This is a genomic window from Streptomyces sp. NPDC030991 (assembly GCF_055571235.1).
This window is the reverse complement of sequence record NZ_JBVIFR010000025.1, coordinates 52,326-69,596: the sequence shown is the minus strand read 5'-3', so window position 1 is coordinate 69,596 and position 17,271 is coordinate 52,326. Positions and strand designations below refer to the sequence as shown.

Sequence of the window (17,271 nt, the reverse complement as noted above, 5' to 3'; positions counted from 1 at the left end):
AGCCGTGCCCGTCGCCTTCGTCGCGGTTGTCTTCGCCGTCTTTGCTGCTTTCTCTGCCACGTCCCCGATCCTGCCACGCCCCACTGACAGCCCGGTCCACCCCGGACCGGCAGGGGGCCCTGTCAGCCGTACGTGCGAGGATCGGCAGACGTGGCCCACAGCACGTCACAGCACGCTCGCAGGACCAGCTCGAAGGGGAGCCAGCCATGGCCAGCAAGCCGCCCGCGTCGGATCCGGTTCAGGACGCACCGCAGGTCACAGCGGTACAACACCATGCCGCCGGGCTTCCCGCCGTCAAGCACTCCCTGAAGATCGCCCGCGAGCAGATGGGTGTGAAGCGCACCGCCCTGACCCTGCTGCGGGTCAACCAGAAGGACGGCTTCGACTGCCCCGGCTGCGCCTGGCCCGAGCCGGAGCACCGGCACGCGGCGGAGTTCTGCGAGAACGGGGCGAAGGCGGTCGCCGAGGAGGCCACCCTGCGCCGGGTGACGCCCGAGTTCTTCGCCGCGCACCCGGTGGCGGACCTGGCGACGCGCTCCGGGTACTGGCTGGGCCAGCAGGGCCGCCTCACCCACCCCATGTACCTGGCGCAGGGCGCGGACCGGTACGAGCCAGTGACGTGGGAGCGGGCGTTCGACATCGTCGGTGAGGAGCTGGCCGCGCTCGCCTCCCCGGACGAGGCGGTCTTCTACACCTCGGGCCGCACCAGCAACGAGGCGGCGTTCCTCTACCAGCTGTTCGCCCGCGAGTTCGGCACGAACAACCTGCCCGACTGTTCGAACATGTGCCACGAGTCGTCGGGCTCCGCGCTGACCGAGACCATCGGCGTCGGCAAGGGCAGCGTCCTCCTGGAGGATCTCTACAAGGCGGACCTGATCATCGTCGCCGGGCAGAACCCGGGGACGAACCACCCGCGCATGCTCTCCGCCCTGGAGAAGGCGAAGGCGGGGGGCGCACGGATCATCTCCGTGAACCCGCTGCCGGAGGCGGGCCTGGAGAAGTTCAAGAACCCGCAGACCCCCAAGGGCCTCACCAAGGGCGCGTCCCTGACCGATCTGTTCCTGCAGATCCGGCTCGGCGGCGACCAGGCCCTCTTCCGCCTCCTGAACAAGCTGATCCTGGAGGCGGAGGGCGCGACGGACGACGCCTTCATCGCCGAACACACCCACGGCTTCGAGGAGTTCGCGGCGACCGCCCGCGCCGCCGACTGGGACGAGACCCTGAAGGCGACCGGCCTGTCCCGCGCGGACATCGAGCGGACCCTGGAGATGGTGCTCGCCTCCAAGCGCACCGTCGTCTGCTGGGCGATGGGCCTGACCCAGCACAAGCACTCCGTGCCGACCATCCGCGAAGTGGTCAACTTCCTGCTGCTGCGCGGCAACATCGGCCGTCCCGGCGCCGGTGTCTGCCCGGTGCGCGGCCACAGCAATGTGCAGGGCGACCGCACCATGGGCATCTTCGAGCGCCCCGCGCCCGCCTTCCTGGACGCCCTGGAGAAGGAGTTCGGCTTCGCGCCGCCGCGCGAGCACGGCTTCGACGTCGTACGCGCCATCCGCGCCCTGCGCGACGGGAAGGCGCGGGTCTTCTTCGCGATGGGCGGCAACTTCGTGGCGGCCTCCCCCGACACCGACGTCACCGAGGCGGCCATGCGCCGCGCCGCGCTGACCGTGCACGTCTCCACGAAGCTGAACCGCTCGCACACCGTCACCGGCGCCCGCGCGCTCATCCTGCCCACCCTCGGCCGCACCGAGCGCGACGTGCAGGGCGGTGGCGAGCAGTTCGTCACCGTCGAGGACTCCATGGGCATGGTGCACGCCTCGCGCGGGCGCCTGGAGCCCGCGAGCCGCCATCTGCTCTCCGAGCCGGCCATCGTCGCCCGCCTCGCCCGCCGCGTCCTGGGCGCCGCCTCCGCCACGCCGTGGGAGGAGTTCGAGAAGGACTACGCCACGATCCGCGACCGTATCTCCCGCGTCGTCCCCGGCTTCGAGGACTTCAACGCGCGCGTGGCGGACCCGGCCGGATTCACGCTGCCGCACGCCCCGCGCGACGAGCGCCGCTTCCCCACCACCACCGGCAAGGCCAACTTCACGGCCGCGCCCGTCGAGTACCCGCACCTGCCCGAGGGCCGCCTCCTCCTGCAGACCCTGCGCTCGCACGACCAGTACAACACCACCATCTACGGCCTGGACGACCGCTACCGGGGCATCAAGAACGGCCGCCGGGTCGTCCTCGTCAACGCCGGGGACGCCAAGGTCCTCGACCTCGCCGAGGGCAGCTATGTCGACCTCGTCAGCGAGTGGAGCGACGGCGTCGAGCGCCGCGCGCCCGGCTTCCGCGTCGTGCACTACCCGACGGCCCGCGGCTGCGCGGCCGCGTACTACCCGGAGACGAACGTACTGGTGCCGCTGGACGCCACCGCCGACACCAGCAACACACCCGCCAGCAAGTCCGTCGTCGTCCGCCTGGAACAATCGAGGACCGACTGAGCGTTTGCTCAGGCATCGAGCAGCACCTTCGCAAGCAGGCACGACGGACGGAGCCGGGCCCCATGGGCGAGCAGAACCACGTGAAGTTCCCGCAAGAGGTCATCGACGAGTACGCGACGCTCGGCGTCGACCTGCCCGCCCTGTTCTCCGCCGGGCACCTCGGCACCCGGATGGGCGTCCTGATCAAGGAGGCCGCCGCGGACCGCGTGGTGGGCACGATGCCCGTCGAGGGCAACACCCAGCCGTACGGACTGCTGCACGGCGGCGCCTCCGCCGTCCTCGCCGAGACCCTCGGCTCCGTCGGCTCCATGCTCCACGGCGGCCCCGGCAAGATCGCCGTCGGCGTCGACCTCAACTGCACGCACCACCGCGGCGCCCGCTCCGGCCTCGTCACCGGCGTCGCCACCCCCGTACACCGCGGCCGCACCACCGCCACGTACGAGATCGTCATCACCGACGAGCAGGACAGGCGGGTCTGCACGGCCCGCCTGACCTGCCTCCTCAAGGACTCTCCTATGGCGCCACCGGCAGCGTGAGCGAACCGGCCCCGGCGCGCACGGTCATCCTCGTGCCCGCCGGATACCGCAGCGTGTAGTCGTGATCGGTCGAGATCAGCACCACGCCGAGACGGTGCCCGGCCTCGAAGACGTACTCCTGCGGCTGCATGTCCCAGCGCAGCCGGTACTCACGGCCCTCCACGACCCTGCTCTGACGGGCGTAGGAGTTCCGGTTGCGCGCGTCGAGCCAGCCCCGCGTGACGATCTTGAAGTCGGCCGTCTCCGTGGCGTGCCTCGTCCGGTACGCGCACCCGCTCTCGCCGGGCAGATCCGGTACGCCCTCGCCGTAACAGACCTGCCGCGCGGTGTCGGTGACCGTGCCGGACGTCGCGCGGGTGTCCCGCCCGTAGTCGACGAGGAGCGCGGTCACGTACGGCGACGTACCGGAGAGTGACGCGCGGATGTCGATCTCGGGCACGCCGTTGACCCGCAGATCCTTCGCCAGCGGCCCCGTCGTGTAGGCGAGCCGGTTCGCCCGGGCGCTGTCCGGCGAGACCACGAGCTGCTCGGCGGGGACGGTGCGGCCCGCGTCGGTGAGGCTCTGGACGCGCCGCGGCCCCGCGGCGCGGCCGAGAGTGCCGTCGGCCCGCAGCCGGAGCTCGACCTTCCGGGTGCCGGGGGCGGGCCAGTCCCGCTGCTGCCGCCAGCTGAAGTCGGCCTGCTCGATGTCGACCCGGGGCTCGGCGGTGACCCCGTTGCCCAGGCCGTAGAGCCAATGGTCGAACCAGTGGTGGACCTGGTCGAGCCACTCCTCCATGCGCAGCGGCATCGGGTTGGCGTGCCCGGCCTGGTGCAGCCACAGCTTGCGCGGGACGCCGTTCTCCTTCAGCGCCTCCCACAGCCGGCCGGCGTTCTTGGTCTTCACGTTCCAGTCGTTGAGGCCGTGCACGACGAAGACACCCGCCTTGATCCTGCCGACGTCCTTGAGGTAGTCGCGCTCCTGCCAGTACGCCGACCAGTCACCCGTCACCCGGTCCTGGTCGCGCTCCAGGGAGTCGAGGACCGGCCCGCAGATCTCACGGTCGGCGCGCGAGTACACATAGCGGGCGAGCACGTCGGTGTCCTCACCCTGGAAAGTGCCGGGCGCGACGACGCCACCGTTCGCACGGTAGTAGTCGTACCAGGACGAGATCCCGGAGATCGGCACGATCGCCTTGAGACCCTCGACCCCCGTGGCGGCGACGGCCGTCGGCAGCGTGCCGTTGTACGAAATACCCATCATGGCCGCGTTACCGGTCGACCAGTTCGCGCGCACCTCCTTGCCGTCGAGGTCCCAGCCCTTCGCACGGCCGCCCAGCCAGTCGATCGCAGCCTTCGCACCGAGCGTCTCGTTGCGGCCGCCGGAGGTGGGGCAGCCGCTGGAACCGCCGGTACCGAGGCTGTCGACCTGGGCGACCGCGTAGCCACGGGGCAGGAAGTAGTTGTCGTAGTAGCCGGAGTAGGCGACCGCGGGGCCCGTCAACCCGGGCCTGGTGGCCGTGAGCCCGCCACCCGCCCCGGCGACCGGCAGGCCGTCCTCGTCAAGGTCGACACCGTGGTTCGGCACATCGTTGCCACCCGCCCAGTACGGGCTCGCCTCGACAATCGTGGCGACCTTCAAGCCCGCCGTACCGGTCTCCTTCGGACGCAGAATCCGCATCCGCACGGTGTCACGCCTCCCGTCGCCGTCACTGTCGACCTCCGTCCGGACATCGACCTGCTGCAACACGGCATCGGCCCGGGAGAAGACGGGTTGCGTCTCGTGCCCGGATACCTTCAACTCTGCTCGCTGCTCGGGTCGTTGAGCGGCGTACGCGGACGGCGCGGCCAGCACCGCCGCCAGCGCGCACACCACGGCCAGGCCGCGGGAGCGGCGTGCTCTCGTGCCGGTGGATCTCACCATCGTGCCTCCAGAGGCGCGGTAAGGGAGTTCACTCGCGGGACGCCGGTATTCCACCGCGACGCGCCGCCCACCGCCAGAGGGCACCCCCGGCCCGGCCGCCGCACCACCGTTGGCGGAACGCACCCCTCCGGCTTACCGTCCACCATGACCGGCATCGGGCCCGTCGAACCGTACGAACCCTCCGACGACCCCCTCCCCCCACCATCCGCCGACACGCTGGGCAGCAACCCCCCTCGCCTGTCCGGGCGTTGGGCCGCACTGCCCGCCCGGCGCCGCCGCACCGCCCTGCTGCTCGCGGGCTGCGCCACCGCGCTCGGCACCCTGCTCGCCCTGCACCCCTTCCCGGCCGACCCGACCCCGACCCCGTGGCCCGCGAAGATCACGACGCTGCGCTACGACGGGCCCGGCAGGGACAACGGCACCTTCCGCTTCACCGTGCACGCCGCCCGCGAAGGCCCCGTCACCCTGCGCCAACTACGCCCACGACTTGCGGAGTTCGGCTCCTCCACCACACCCCGCCTTCCACTGCGGGTGGCGCCGGGGACCTCCCGCACCGTCACCGTCTGGCTCTCCGCGTACACCTGCACCGGACTGCCACCCGGCCCCGCCCTGCACCGGCTCGACGCGGTGCTCCGCAACGAACGCGGCGAACAGCGCCGTACCTTCGGCCTCGGCGCCGCCTTCGCCGGCGACCTGCGCGAGTTCCTGTACGCCAACTGCGGCCCCGCGCTCCCCCTCGAACTCACCTGACCGTAACAATCAGTCACCACCGCCCAGACAAAGCCGTGCACACCCCCCGACCCGCACCGCACGCCCCCGGCGGCCACCACACACCAGGGACAGGCACCCGCACGCCCCACAGCCGGTAAGGACCAAGATCACCTCAAGTCCCTTAGCGGAACAGGACGTTCTCGCCATGTGAACAACTGGATGCAGTCCACATACGTCCCAATCGTCCCCACTGCACCCCCTCGGAACCGCCCCGTCATAACAAGAGCGTCACAGCCTGCCCACGGCAGCTCCACCACCCCCTACCTGCGCTTATAGTCACGGCCAGTCACCGCGCCGCCGGGCGCGTTCATTGCACGGCCCCTGTACCACCAGTACGGCCCGGCGAGACTCACGGCTTCCGACCCCGGAAGCCGCGCCAGGGAGAGGAATGATCGTGCGACACCGTTCTCTGCTCATACTCACCACCGTGCTCACCTCCGGAGCACTCACGCTCACCGCCTGCGGATCGCGCGACGACAAAGGCGACGACGGCGACAAAGGCGGCAGCAACACCACCGTCGTGATCGGCGTCGACGCGCCCCTCACCGGCCAGAACTCCGCCACCGGCCTCGGCATCAAGTCCGGCGTCGAGATAGCCGTCAAGGACGCCAACGACAAGAAGCTCGTCCCCGGCGTCACCTTCCAGGTCAAGGCCCTCGACGACAAGGCCCTGCCGCCCACCGGCCAGCAGAACGCCTCGGAACTCGTCGCCAACAAGGACGTCCTCGGCGTCGTCGGCCCCCTCAACTCCGGTGTCGCGCAGACCATGCAGAAGGTCTTCGCCTCCGCCAACCTCGCCGAGATCTCGCCCTCCAACACCGCCCCCGAACTCACCCAGGGCAAGAACTGGGTCTCGGGCACGAAGGCCCGCCCCTTCAAGACGTACTTCCGCACCGCCATCACCGACGAGGTACAGGGCGGCTTCTCCGCCGACTACGTCTACAAGACCCTCAAGAAGAAGAAGGTCTACGTCGTCGACGACAAGCAGACCTACGGCGCCGGCCTCGCCGGCATCTTCGCCAAGAAGTACAAGGAAGCAGGCGGCAAGGTCGTCGGCACCGACCACGTCAACGTCGGCGACAAGGACTTCGCCACCCTCGTCACAAAGATCAAGAACTCCGGCGCCGAACTCCTCTACTACGGCGGCCAGTACGACGAGTCGCAGGTCCTCACCAAGCAGCTCAAGGACGCCGGCGCCAAGATCCCGCTCATGGGCGGCGACGGCATGTTCACCCCGACCTACATCAAGACCGCCGGCAAGGCCGCCGAAGGCGACCTCGTCACCTCCGTCGGCGTCCCCGTCGACACCCTGCCCGCCGCCAAGGCGTTCATCGACAAGTACAAGGCCGGCAACTACAAGGGCGACTACGGCACCTACGGCGGCTACTCCTACGACGCCGCCACCGCCCTCATCAAGGCCGTCGCCAACGTCGTGAAGGACGGAAAGGTCCCCGCCGACGCCCGCCAGAAGGTCGTCGACGAGGTCCAGAAGATCAGCTTCGAAGGCATCGCAGGCCCCGTCGGCTTCGACGAGTACGGCGACACCAAGAACAAGACCCTCACGCTGTACCAGGCCACCAAGGGCGAGTGGAAGTCCGTCAAAACCGGCTGACCCTCCCCGCACCACCGCATGAACCACGCACCACCCAGGGCCGCGCGGCCACGACGACCCGTCACCGCGCGGCCCGACCTCTACCCCCAGTCACTCTCCGCACCCACATGGAGGCCATGCGGTGCACACCCTGCCGCAACAGCTGGCCAACGGGCTGATTCTCGGCTCGATGTACGGGCTCATCGCCATCGGCTACACGATGGTGTACGGCATCGTCCAGCTCATCAACTTCGCCCACGGCGAGATCTTCATGACGGGCGGCTTCGGCGCCCTCACCACCTACCTCATCCTGCCCGACGGCATATCCATGTGGATCGCCCTCCCCCTCATGCTGATCGGCGGCGGACTCATCGCCGTCCTCATCGCCGTAGGAGCGGAACGGTTCGCCTACCGACCACTCAGAGGCGCCCCACGCCTCGCCCCCCTCATCACCGCCATCGGCCTCTCCCTCGCCCTCCAGCAGGCCGTCTTCAACTGGTACCCCGACGCCGAGAACCCCCGCGTCTTCCCCTCCCTCCCCGGCGGCGCCCTCAACATCACCGACAGCCTCAAGATCCAGTCCGGTGAACTCTTCGTCCTGATCGCCGCCCCCGTCTGCATGGCCTCCCTCGCCTTCTTCGTCCGCACCTCCCGCACCGGACGCGCCATGCAAGCCACCGCACAAGACCCCGACACCGCCCAGCTCATGGGCATCGACACCAACCGCATCATCGTCATCGCCTTCGCCATCGGCGGCTTCTTCGCCGCCGTCGCCGGCGTCGCCTACGGCTTCCGCGTCGGCTCCGTCACCTACGACATGGGCTTCGTCGCCGGACTCAAAGCCTTCACCGCCGCCGTCCTCGGCGGCATCGGCAACATCTACGGCGCCATGCTCGGCGGCCTCGTCCTCGGCCTCGCCGAAGGACTCGCCACCGCCTACATCGCCGACATCCCCGGCATGGAGCAGTTCGGCGGCCAAGGCTGGGCCTCCGTCTGGGCCTTCGTCCTCCTCATCCTCGTCCTCCTCTTCAGACCACAAGGTCTACTGGGCGAACGCGTCGCGGACAGGGCGTGAGCACCATGACCGACACCACCAAAAAACAGGACGCCCACGGCACCCCGGTCATCCCCCTCCCCCCAGCCACCGCCCGCCCCCTCATCGCCGCCGGCGCCCTCGCCACCCTCGCAAGCACCATGCTCGCCTGGACCTGGACCAGCGAATTCCCCGGCGACCTCACCGTCACCGGCTACCCCGCGGGCCTCCAACTCCTCACCCTCACCGGCGCCATCCTCACCCTCCTCTACGCCCTCACCCTCTGGAACGTACGAGGACTACGCTGGCTCAACCCCGCCCGCGCCACCGCCCCCGTCTTCCTCATCGCCCTCGCCGCGTTCGCCGTCACCTGGTACACGGTCCTCGCCATCACCATCGAGCTCGGCGGCCTCGCCAACCTCGAACCCGGCGGCTACCTCGCCGCCATCGCCAGCCTCCTCCCCGTCATCGGCGCCCTCGCACTCCCCCGCCCCGGCGACACCTGGAAGTCCTACTTCGCCAAAGCCGACCGCATCCCCCCGGCCCACGAAGTCCCCGCCTGGGCAGAACGCATCATCATCACCCTCGCCCTCGCCCTCGGCCTCATCGTCTTCACCTACGGCATCGGCACCCCCGACGACGAGTACGGCGAAACCTTCAGCGGCTTCATGCTGCTCGTCATCTTCGCCACCTGGGCCGTCCTCGCCGCAGGACTCACCGACCGCTTCTCCCGCCTCAACGCCCGCCACCGAGGCTTCGCCACCTCCATGGCCTTCCTCGCCGCGGCGATCTTCCCCTTCACCCAGGCCGAGGACCACAACGCCAACATCGGCGTCAACATCCTCATCTTCGCCACCGTCGCCCTCGGCCTGAACATCGTCGTCGGCCTCACCGGCCTCCTCGACCTCGGCTACGTCGCCTTCCTCGGCGTCGGCGCCTACGCCGCAGCCCTCGTCTCCGGCTCCGAGTACTCCCGCTTCTCCGGCACCCAACTCCCCTTCTGGGGAGCCGTACTCGTCGGCATGGCCGCCTCCCTCGTCTTCGGCGTCCTCATCGGCGCACCCACCCTGCGCCTCCGCGGCGACTACCTCGCCATCGTCACCCTCGGCTTCGGAGAGATCTTCCGCATCGCCGTCAACAACCTCGACGGCTCCTCCGGCCCCGACATCACCAACGGCCCCAACGGCATCGCCAACATCCCCGACCTCGAAATCCTCGGGTTCAACCTCGGCGAACCCCACGTCATCGCCGGCTTCACCCTCGGCCGCTTCGCCAACTACTTCCTCCTCATGCTGATCTTCACGGCCATCGTCGTGCTGGTCTTCACCCGCGCCGCCGACTCCCGCATCGGCCGCTCCTGGGTCGCCATCCGCGAAGACGAAACCGCCGCCACAGCCATGGGCATCAACGGCTTCCGCGTCAAACTCGTCGCCTTCGCCCTCGGCGCCGCCCTCGCCGGACTCGCCGGAACCGTCAGCGCCCACGTCAGCTACTCCGTCGTCCCCACCCCCTACCAGTTCGCCGGCGCCGCACCACCCAACTCCGCGTTCCTCCTCGCCGCAGTCGTCCTCGGCGGCATGGGCACCGTCAGCGGACCCCTGCTCGGCGCCAGCCTCCTCTACCTCATCCCCGAAAAGCTCGGCTTTCTCAAGAGCTACGAACTCCTCGCATTCGGCGTCGCACTCATCCTTCTCATGCGCTTCCGCCCCGAAGGAATCATCGCCGACCGCCGCCGCCAACTCGAATTCCACGAGACCGGCCAACTCGACATCCCAGAACAACAAAGCCTGCCCGAAGGCACCATCGGCGCCACCAAGGCGACCAAGGCAGGGACGTGACCACCATGACGAACACCGTGCTGGAAGCAAAAGACGTCACCATGCGCTTCGGCGGCCTCACCGCCGTCCGCTCCGTCGACCTCACCGTCGGCGAAGGCGAGATCGTCGGCCTCATCGGACCCAACGGCGCCGGAAAAACCACCTTCTTCAACTGCCTCACCGGCCTCTACATCCCCACCGAAGGCACCGTCACCTACAAAGGCGCCGTCCTCCCACCCAAACCCCACCTGGTCACCCAGGCAGGAATGGCCCGCACCTTCCAGAACATCCGCCTCTTCGCCAACATGACCGTCCTCGAGAACGTCCTCGTAGGCCGCCACACCAGAACCAAAGAAGGACTCTGGTCCGCACTCCTGCGCGGCCCCGGCTTCAAAAAAGCCGAAGCGGAATCCGAAGAACGCGCCATGGAACTCCTCGAATTCATCGGCCTCGCCCACAAACGCGACCACCTCGCCCGCAGCCTCCCCTACGGCGAACAACGCAAACTCGAGATCGCCCGCGCCATGGCCAGCGAACCCGGACTCCTCCTCCTCGACGAGCCCACCGCCGGCATGAACCCCCAGGAAACCCGCGCCACCGAAGAACTCGTCTTCGCCATCCGCGACAAAGGCATGGCCGTCCTCGTCATCGAGCACGACATGCGCTTCATCTTCAACCTCTGCGACCGCGTCGCCGTCCTCGTCCAAGGCGAAAAACTCGTCGAAGGCACCAGCGACGTCGTCCAGGGCGACGAACGCGTCATCGCCGCCTACCTCGGCACCCCCTTCGAAGGCGCCCCCGAGGACACCGCCCTCGAAGACGTCCAGGCAGCCGAAGCACACGCCGCCGAAAACGCGACAGAAGGACCTTCGGAAGGAACCAACCAGTGACCGCCCTGCTGGAAGTCGAAGACCTCAAAGTCGCCTACGGCAAAATCGAAGCCGTCAAAGGCATCAGCTTCACCGTCGAAGAAGGCCAGGTCGTCACCCTCATCGGCACCAACGGCGCCGGAAAAACCACCACCCTGCGCACCCTCTCCGGCCTCCTCAAACCCCTCAGCGGCAAAATAACCTTCAACGGACAACCGCTGACCGGCGTCCCCGCACACAAAATCGTCGCCCTCGGCCTCGCCCACTCCCCCGAAGGCCGACGCATCTTCCCCCGCCTCTCCATCCTCGAAAACCTGCAACTCGGAGCCTTCCTCCGCAAAGACCCCGCAGGAATCGAAAAAGACCTCCAACGCGCCTACGAACTCTTCCCCATCCTCGGAGAACGCCGAAAACAAGCAGCCGGCACCCTCTCCGGCGGCGAACAACAAATGCTCGCCATGGGCCGCGCCCTCATGTCCCAGCCCAAACTCCTCATGCTGGACGAGCCCTCCATGGGCCTCTCCCCCATCATGATGCAGAAAATCATGGCGACCATCGTCGAACTCAAAGCACAAGGCACCACGATCCTCCTCGTCGAACAGAACGCCCAAGCAGCGCTCTCCCTCGCCGACCAGGGCCACGTCATGGAAGTCGGCTCCATCGCCCTCTCCGGCACCGGCCAGGACCTCCTCCACGACGAATCCGTACGCAAGGCATACCTGGGCGAAGACTGACCCCTTCCCCCTCCCCCCCAAACGCAATGAGGCCCGCACCCCGGATAGATCGGGACGCGGGCCTCACCGCACTGCTCGCTACGCGGGGCCGGTTCTCAGCCCTTCGACGCCTTCTTCTCCGCGGCGTCCTCGATGACCGCCTCGGCCACCTGCTGCATCGACAACCGCCGGTCCATCGACGTCTTCTGGATCCACCGGAACGCCGCCGGCTCCGTCAGCCCGTACTCCGTCTGCAACACCGACTTCGCCCGGTCCACCAGCTTCCGCGTCTCCAACCGCTGCGTGAGGTCCGCGACCTCCTGCTCCAGCGTCTTCAACTCCGTGAACCGCGACACCGCCATCTCGATCGCCGGCACCACATCGCTCTTGCTGAACGGCTTCACCAGGTACGCCATCGCACCCGCGTCCCGCGCCCGCTCCACCAGGTCACGCTGCGAGAACGCCGTCAGCATCAGCACCGGCGCGATCGACTCCTCCGCGATCTTCTCCGCCGCGCTGATGCCGTCCATCTTCGGCATCTTCACATCGAGGATCACGAGGTCCGGCCGGTGCTCACGGGCCAGCTCGACGGCCTGCTCACCGTCACCGGCCTCGCCCACGACGGTGTAGCCCTCTTCCTCGAGCATCTCTTTGAGGTCGAGGCGGATCAGGGCCTCGTCCTCGGCGATGACGACACGGGTCGTCAGCGGCGGGACGTGCGACTTGTCGTCGTCGGCGTCGTCTACGGGCTGGGGCGACTCGGGGGCGGTCACGGGGGCGCTCCTTGGTTATGCAGGGCGGGGGCTGCTCCCAGCAGCCTACCTAGCTGCGGGCGCGGATGATGACCCGGTACACTTCCCGAGCGGCCAGCGGCCATGCCGGGTTGGTGGAACGGTATACACGGAGGTCTCAAACACCTCTGCCCGAAAGGGCTTGCGGGTTCGAGTCCCGCACCCGGTACAGAAAGCGGATGCTCACGTTCTCGTGAACATCCGCTTTTTGCTGCGCGGCACCACACTCGGTCACGCAGAGTAGCCGCATGAACTTTCACGGCTCCGAAGTGCGGCAGAAAGCGCTGGCCCTACTGCGAGGCGGCGCCCGTAACGCGGACGTTGCGCGCAGCTTGAACGTCCCCGTCGGGACAGTCTCGTACTGGCGGCACATGGATCGGGCCAAACGCGGCGAGTGCCCCGGCGCTCACGATCCAACTTGCCCTCGTTGCGACGGTCGACCACTCGATGCCGTCGCGTACTCGTACCTGCTCGGCCAGTACCTTGGCGACGGTCATATCAGCCATTATTCAGGCCACAGAGTCCCCAACCTCATGATCACCTGTTGCGATGACTGGCCGGGCATCGCCGACGAGACCGAGGCGGCTATGCGCGCGGTCTTGCCTGACAACCGCGTTTGTCGCGTACGGCGCACCGGATGCCACAACATCAAGGTCTACTCGAAGCACCTGCCCTGTCTGTTCCCGCAGCACGGCGCTGGTAAGAAGCATGACCGCCGGATCATGCTCGAGCCCTGGCAGCAGGAGATCGTCGACGCCCATCCTTGGGAGTTCATCCGGGGTCTGATCCACTCCGACGGCTGCCGGATCACCAACTGGACCACTCGGCTCGTGGGCGGCGAGCGCAAGCGCTATGAATACCCGCGATACTTCTTCGCCAACAAATCCGATGACATCCGGCGACTCTTCACCAACGCTCTGGACCACGTCGGCGTCGGATGGACGACCCTCGCACGCGGCAGCGACCCGTTCAACATCTCGGTGGCCCGCGCAGCCTCCGTAGCGCTCATGGACGCCCACGTTGGCCCGAAGTACTGACCCGCAATATGACCCGTCACACCACCTCCGCCCGCCCCCTGGGATCCACCCCAATTCCCCGGCGGGACCTTGACCGGCCCGCCCCTCTCGCACGATGTTCGGGATCACGCCCACCCCCCGTCGTCCGAAGAGGTACGCATGAGTCCGATCAACCGGCGTCACTTCGTCGCCGCCGCCGCAGGGGCCGCCGCCGCGGCCGTGGCTGTGAGCCCTCAGTCCGCGTTCGCCGCGGGCTCGGGCGGGAGTAGCGGCGCGGCAAACGACGGTGGCCTGGACTTCGATGACACCGCCGATTTCCGGGATGCCGACAGGGGCTTCATCGCGGCGCTCACCCCCGGCGTCGTGAGGAACGCGGCGGGGAAGGTCGTCTGGGACAACGACGCCTATGACTTCCTGGAGGGCGAGGCGCCGGCGACTGTCAGCAAGAGCCTGTGGCGGCAGTCCCGGCTGGTGAGCAAGCAGGGGTTGTACAAGGTCACCGACCGGATCTATCAGGTGCGCGGGCTCGACCTCTCCAACATGACGATCGTCGAGGGCGACACCGGTCTCATCGTCATCGATCCGCTGATCTCCGCCGAGACGGCGGCCGCCGCGCTGAAGTTGTACCGGGATCATCGTGACGCGGCGGGCAAGAAGGTCACGGCGTTGATCTACACGCATCCGCACGTCGACCATTTCGGCGGTGCGTACGGGGTGCTGCCGGACGGGGCCGGGGACGTTCCGGTCGTCGCGCCCGAGGGTTTTCTGGAGCACGCGGTCTCGGAGAACGTGTACGCGGGGACGGCGATGACGCGGCGCTCGGCGTACATGTACGGGGCGCAGTTGCCGAAGTCGGCGCGGGGACAGGTGGGTTGTGGGCTGGGGCAGAACGTGTCGTTGGGGACGGTGGGGCTTGTCCCGCCCACGGTCAGTATCGCGAAGACGGGTCAGGTGGAGACGTTCGACGGGGTGCGGATCGAGTTCCAGATGACGCCGGGGACCGAGGCTCCGGCCGAGATGAACTTCGTCTTCCCTGATCTGCGGGCTGTGTGCATGGCGGAGAACGCGACGCACACGATGCACAACATCATCACGTTGCGGGGTGCGCAGGTGCGGGATGCGCGGGAGTGGGCGCATTACCTGAATGAGTCGATCGGGTTGTTCGACGGGCGGGTGGATGTGGCGTTCGCGTCGCATCACTGGCCGACGTGGGGTGGTGCGGAGATCACCGGGTTGTTGACGCAGCAGCGGGATCTGTACGCGTACATGCATGACCAGACGTTGCGGATGATCAATGTCGGGATGACGGGGAGGGAGATCGCCGAGGAGATTCGGTTGCCTCCCGCGCTTGAGGGGTGGGCGAATCGCGGGTATTACGGGTCGCTGAGCCACAACGTGAAGGGCATCTATCAGCGGTACATGGGGTGGTTCGACGCGAATCCGGCGCATTTGTGGGAGCACCCGCCGGTCGATGAGGCGAAGCGGTATGTGCGGGCGTTGGGTGGGCGGACCGCGACGGTGCTGAAGGCCAAGGCGTTCGCGCGGGACGGGGATCTGCGATTCGCGGCGACGCTGTTGAATCATGTGGTGTTCGCGGACCCGGAGCACAGGGCGGCCAAGGTGGAGTTGGCCAGGGTGTACACGAAGTTGGGGTATGCGACCGAGAACGCGGTGTGGCGGAACTTCTATCTGACCGGGGCCATGGAGTTGACGGACGGGGTGAAGCCGGGGAGTTCCACGACGGCGGGTCCGACGATGATGTTGGCGCTGAGTGTCGAGCAGTTGATTGATTCGGTGGCGATCCGGGTCAATGGTCCGAGGGCGTGGGATCTGCGGATACGGATGGACTGGGTTTTTCCGGCGTTGGACCGGGTCTATCACTTGACGTTGCAGAACGGTGTGTTGACGTACAGGAGTGATGGCCGGGTGGATGGTGGGGCGGGTGTCACGTTGACGATGACGAAGGCGCAGTTGCTGGCGTTGTTGGGTGGGAAGGGGCTCGGTGATATCGGGGTGTCGGGGGATGTGTCGTTGTTGCAGAAGTTGCTGGGTGTGGTGGACAAGCCGGATCCGGATTTCGCGATCGTGACTCCGTAGGCGCTGCTGGATACGCGTGTGGGGCCGCCCCTTGGCGAGGGGCGGCCCCAATTGCGTGCGGTGGTGCGTCAGTTCGGGGTGTCGTCCTCGCCGATGTGGTGGATGCGGACGAGGTTGGTGGAGCCGGCGACGCCGGGTGGGGAGCCGGCGGTGATGACGACGGTGTCGCCTTTCTGGCAGCGGCCGATCTTCAGGAGTTCTTCGTCGACCTGGGCGACCATGGCGTCGGTGGAGTCGACGTGCGGGCCGAGGAAGGTTTCGACGCCCCAGGTGAGGTTGAGCTGGGCGCGGGTGGCTTTGTCGGGGGTGAAGGCGAGGAGGGGGATCGGGGAGCGGTAGCGGGAGAGGCGTTTGACGGTGTCGCCGGACTGGGTGAAGGCGACGAGGAATTTGGCGCCGAGGAAGTCGCCCATTTCCGCTGCGGCGCGGGCGACGGCGCCGCCCTGGGTGCGGGGTTTGTTGCGGTCGGTGAGGGGTGGGAGGCCCTTGGCGAGGATGTCTTCCTCTGCTGCTTCGACGATGCGGCCCATGGTCTTGACGGTTTCGATGGGGTATTTGCCGACGCTGGTTTCGCCGGAGAGCATGACGGCGTCGGTGCCGTCGATCACGGCGTTGGCGACGTCGCTCGCTTCGGCTCGGGTCGGTCGCGAGTTGTCGATCATGGAGTCGAGCATCTGGGTGGCGACGATGACCGGCTTCGCGTTGCGTTGGGCGAGTTTGATGGCTCGCTTCTGCACGATCGGGACTTGTTCGAGGGGCATTTCGACGCCGAGGTCGCCGCGGGCGACCATGATGCCGTCGAATGCGGCGACGATGTCGTCGATGTTCTCGACTGCCTGGGGTTTTTCCACCTTGGCGATGACGGGGAGGCGGCGGCCTTCCTCGGTCATGATGCGGTGGACGTCTTCGATGTCGCGTCCGCTGCGGACGAAGGAGAGCGCGATGATGTCGGCGCCGATGCGCAGGGCCCAGCGGAGGTCTGCTTCGTCCTTGTCGGAGAGTGCGGGGACGGAGACGGCGACGCCGGGGAGGTTGAGGCCCTTGTGGTCGGAGACCATGCCGCCTTCGACGACCCGGGTGTGGACGCGGGGTCCTTCGACGCCGGTGACCTGGAGGCTGACTTTGCCGTCGTCGACGAGGATGCGCTCCCCGGTGGTGACGTCTTCGGCGAGGCCGCTGTAGGTGGTGCCGCAGCACCGGCGGTCGCCTTCGATGCCGTCTTCGACGGTGATGGTGAAGTCGTCGCCGCGTTCAAGTAGTACGGGGCCTTCGCTGAAGCGGCCGAGGCGGATCTTCGGGCCTTGAAGGTCGGCGAGGATTCCGACGCTGCGGCCGGTCTCGTCGGCGGCCTTTCGCACGCGCTGGTAGCGCTCCTCGTGCTCGGCGTAGGTGCCGTGGCTGAGGTTGAAGCGGGCTACGTCCATTCCGGCTTCGACGAGTGCCTTGATCTGCTCGTACGAGTCGGTGGCGGGGCCCAGGGTACAGACGATCTTTGCTCGGCGCATGGTTCGAGCCTAGAGCTTACCGGTGGGTAGAGAATTGGCTGGGAGCGACTACGCAACAGCCTTTGCGTGAAGGGCTATTGACAAACATCGCCAAGTTTTGAATATGCGCGCGCGGGCGCTCTGATGAGCGATATTGCTCGCCT

At 67.8% G+C, this 17,271-nt stretch carries 13 protein-coding genes and 1 tRNA gene; 11 read left to right on the top strand and 3 right to left on the bottom strand.

Translation table 11 applies throughout. From position 1 onward, the window contains the following. The first annotated feature begins 206 nt into the window (after positions 1–206). Complete coding sequence (locus tag ACZ45E_RS33865; protein ID WP_468228434.1) at positions 207–2,486, top strand: FdhF/YdeP family oxidoreductase; 2,280 nt, start codon at positions 207–209, stop codon at positions 2,484–2,486. Between the two features lie 62 nt (positions 2,487–2,548). Beyond that, entirely contained in the window at positions 2,549–3,022 is a 474-nt protein-coding gene (locus ACZ45E_RS33860) for a PaaI family thioesterase (protein WP_468228431.1), read from the top strand. Here ACZ45E_RS33860 and ACZ45E_RS33855 read toward each other — a convergent pair. Beyond that, complete coding sequence (locus ACZ45E_RS33855; protein WP_468228428.1) at positions 3,000–4,925, bottom strand: Xaa-Pro dipeptidyl-peptidase; 1,926 nt, start codon at positions 4,923–4,925, stop codon at positions 3,000–3,002. The genes ACZ45E_RS33860 and ACZ45E_RS33855 overlap by 23 nt on opposite strands. 144 nt (positions 4,926–5,069) lie before the next feature. Here ACZ45E_RS33855 and ACZ45E_RS33850 point away from each other — a divergent pair, with 144 nt between their 5' ends. The 6 genes from ACZ45E_RS33850 (at position 5,070) to ACZ45E_RS33825 (ending at position 11,740) form a co-directional block, all read left to right on the top strand. Then, a complete protein-coding gene (locus ACZ45E_RS33850; RefSeq protein WP_468228426.1) occupies positions 5,070–5,675 on the top strand; it encodes a hypothetical protein in 606 nt (201 codons plus the stop codon). A 409-nt stretch (positions 5,676–6,084) separates the two neighbouring features. Beyond that, positions 6,085–7,308, top strand: a complete 1,224-nt coding sequence (locus ACZ45E_RS33845; protein WP_468228423.1) for a branched-chain amino acid ABC transporter substrate-binding protein — start codon at positions 6,085–6,087, stop codon at positions 7,306–7,308. A gap of 121 nt (positions 7,309–7,429) precedes the next feature. Further along, a complete protein-coding gene (locus ACZ45E_RS33840) occupies positions 7,430–8,362 on the top strand; it encodes a branched-chain amino acid ABC transporter permease (RefSeq protein WP_468228420.1) in 933 nt (310 codons plus the stop codon). A 5-nt stretch (positions 8,363–8,367) separates the two neighbouring features. Continuing rightward, positions 8,368–10,158: a branched-chain amino acid ABC transporter permease gene (locus ACZ45E_RS33835; RefSeq protein WP_468228562.1), complete on the top strand. Its 1,791-nt coding sequence runs from the start codon at positions 8,368–8,370 to the stop codon at positions 10,156–10,158. Between the two features lie 5 nt (positions 10,159–10,163). Next, positions 10,164–11,027 (top strand): ABC transporter ATP-binding protein, encoded by an 864-nt coding sequence (locus ACZ45E_RS33830; RefSeq protein ID WP_468228559.1) that lies wholly within the window; start codon positions 10,164–10,166, stop codon positions 11,025–11,027. After that, complete coding sequence (locus ACZ45E_RS33825; protein WP_468228417.1) at positions 11,024–11,740, top strand: ABC transporter ATP-binding protein; 717 nt, start codon at positions 11,024–11,026, stop codon at positions 11,738–11,740. Before ACZ45E_RS33830 ends, ACZ45E_RS33825 begins: the two co-directional genes overlap by 4 nt. A 95-nt stretch (positions 11,741–11,835) precedes the next feature. Here the strand turns inward: ACZ45E_RS33825 and ACZ45E_RS33820 are convergent, their stop codons facing one another. Continuing rightward, positions 11,836–12,492 carry an ANTAR domain-containing response regulator gene (locus tag ACZ45E_RS33820; RefSeq protein WP_468228415.1) on the bottom strand — a complete coding sequence of 219 codons (657 nt, stop codon included), beginning with the start codon at positions 12,490–12,492 and terminating at the stop codon, positions 11,836–11,838. Between the two features lie 104 nt (positions 12,493–12,596). Here ACZ45E_RS33820 and ACZ45E_RS33815 point away from each other — a divergent pair. The 3 genes from ACZ45E_RS33815 (at position 12,597) to ACZ45E_RS33805 (ending at position 15,623) form a co-directional block, all read left to right on the top strand. After that, positions 12,597–12,679, top strand: a tRNA-Leu gene (locus tag ACZ45E_RS33815). A 79-nt stretch (positions 12,680–12,758) separates the two neighbouring features. Next, the gene (locus ACZ45E_RS33810; RefSeq protein ID WP_468228412.1) at positions 12,759–13,547 is read left to right on the top strand and encodes a transposase; all 789 of its coding nucleotides are present in this window, start codon (positions 12,759–12,761) and stop codon (positions 13,545–13,547) included. 138 nt (positions 13,548–13,685) lie between these two features. Continuing rightward, a complete protein-coding gene (locus tag ACZ45E_RS33805; protein WP_468228409.1) occupies positions 13,686–15,623 on the top strand; it encodes an alkyl/aryl-sulfatase in 1,938 nt (645 codons plus the stop codon). A 68-nt stretch (positions 15,624–15,691) separates the two neighbouring features. Here the strand turns inward: ACZ45E_RS33805 and pyk are convergent, their stop codons facing one another. After that, positions 15,692–17,128 (bottom strand): pyruvate kinase, encoded by a 1,437-nt coding sequence (pyk, locus tag ACZ45E_RS33800; RefSeq protein WP_468228406.1) that lies wholly within the window; start codon positions 17,126–17,128, stop codon positions 15,692–15,694. Positions 17,129–17,271: the final 143 nt, after the last annotated feature.

What these genes read in the sequence shown, in the direction of transcription:
- ACZ45E_RS33865 (WP_468228434.1), top strand. Translation starts at nt 207, where the DNA reads ATGGCCAGCAAGCCGCCCGCGTCGGATCCGGTTCAGGACGCACCGCAG.
- ACZ45E_RS33860 (WP_468228431.1), top strand. Translation starts at nt 2,549, where the DNA reads ATGGGCGAGCAGAACCACGTGAAGTTCCCGCAAGAGGTCATCGACGAG.
- ACZ45E_RS33855 (WP_468228428.1), bottom strand. Translation starts at nt 4,925, where the DNA reads ATGGTGAGATCCACCGGCACGAGAGCACGCCGCTCCCGCGGCCTGGCC.
- ACZ45E_RS33850 (WP_468228426.1), top strand. Translation starts at nt 5,070, where the DNA reads ATGACCGGCATCGGGCCCGTCGAACCGTACGAACCCTCCGACGACCCC.
- ACZ45E_RS33845 (WP_468228423.1), top strand. Translation starts at nt 6,085, where the DNA reads ATGATCGTGCGACACCGTTCTCTGCTCATACTCACCACCGTGCTCACC.
- ACZ45E_RS33835 (WP_468228562.1), top strand. Translation starts at nt 8,368, where the DNA reads ATGACCGACACCACCAAAAAACAGGACGCCCACGGCACCCCGGTCATC.
- ACZ45E_RS33830 (WP_468228559.1), top strand. Translation starts at nt 10,164, where the DNA reads ATGACGAACACCGTGCTGGAAGCAAAAGACGTCACCATGCGCTTCGGC.
- ACZ45E_RS33810 (WP_468228412.1), top strand. Translation starts at nt 12,759, where the DNA reads ATGAACTTTCACGGCTCCGAAGTGCGGCAGAAAGCGCTGGCCCTACTG.
- ACZ45E_RS33805 (WP_468228409.1), top strand. Translation starts at nt 13,686, where the DNA reads ATGAGTCCGATCAACCGGCGTCACTTCGTCGCCGCCGCCGCAGGGGCC.
- pyk (WP_468228406.1), bottom strand. Translation starts at nt 17,128, where the DNA reads ATGCGCCGAGCAAAGATCGTCTGTACCCTGGGCCCCGCCACCGACTCG.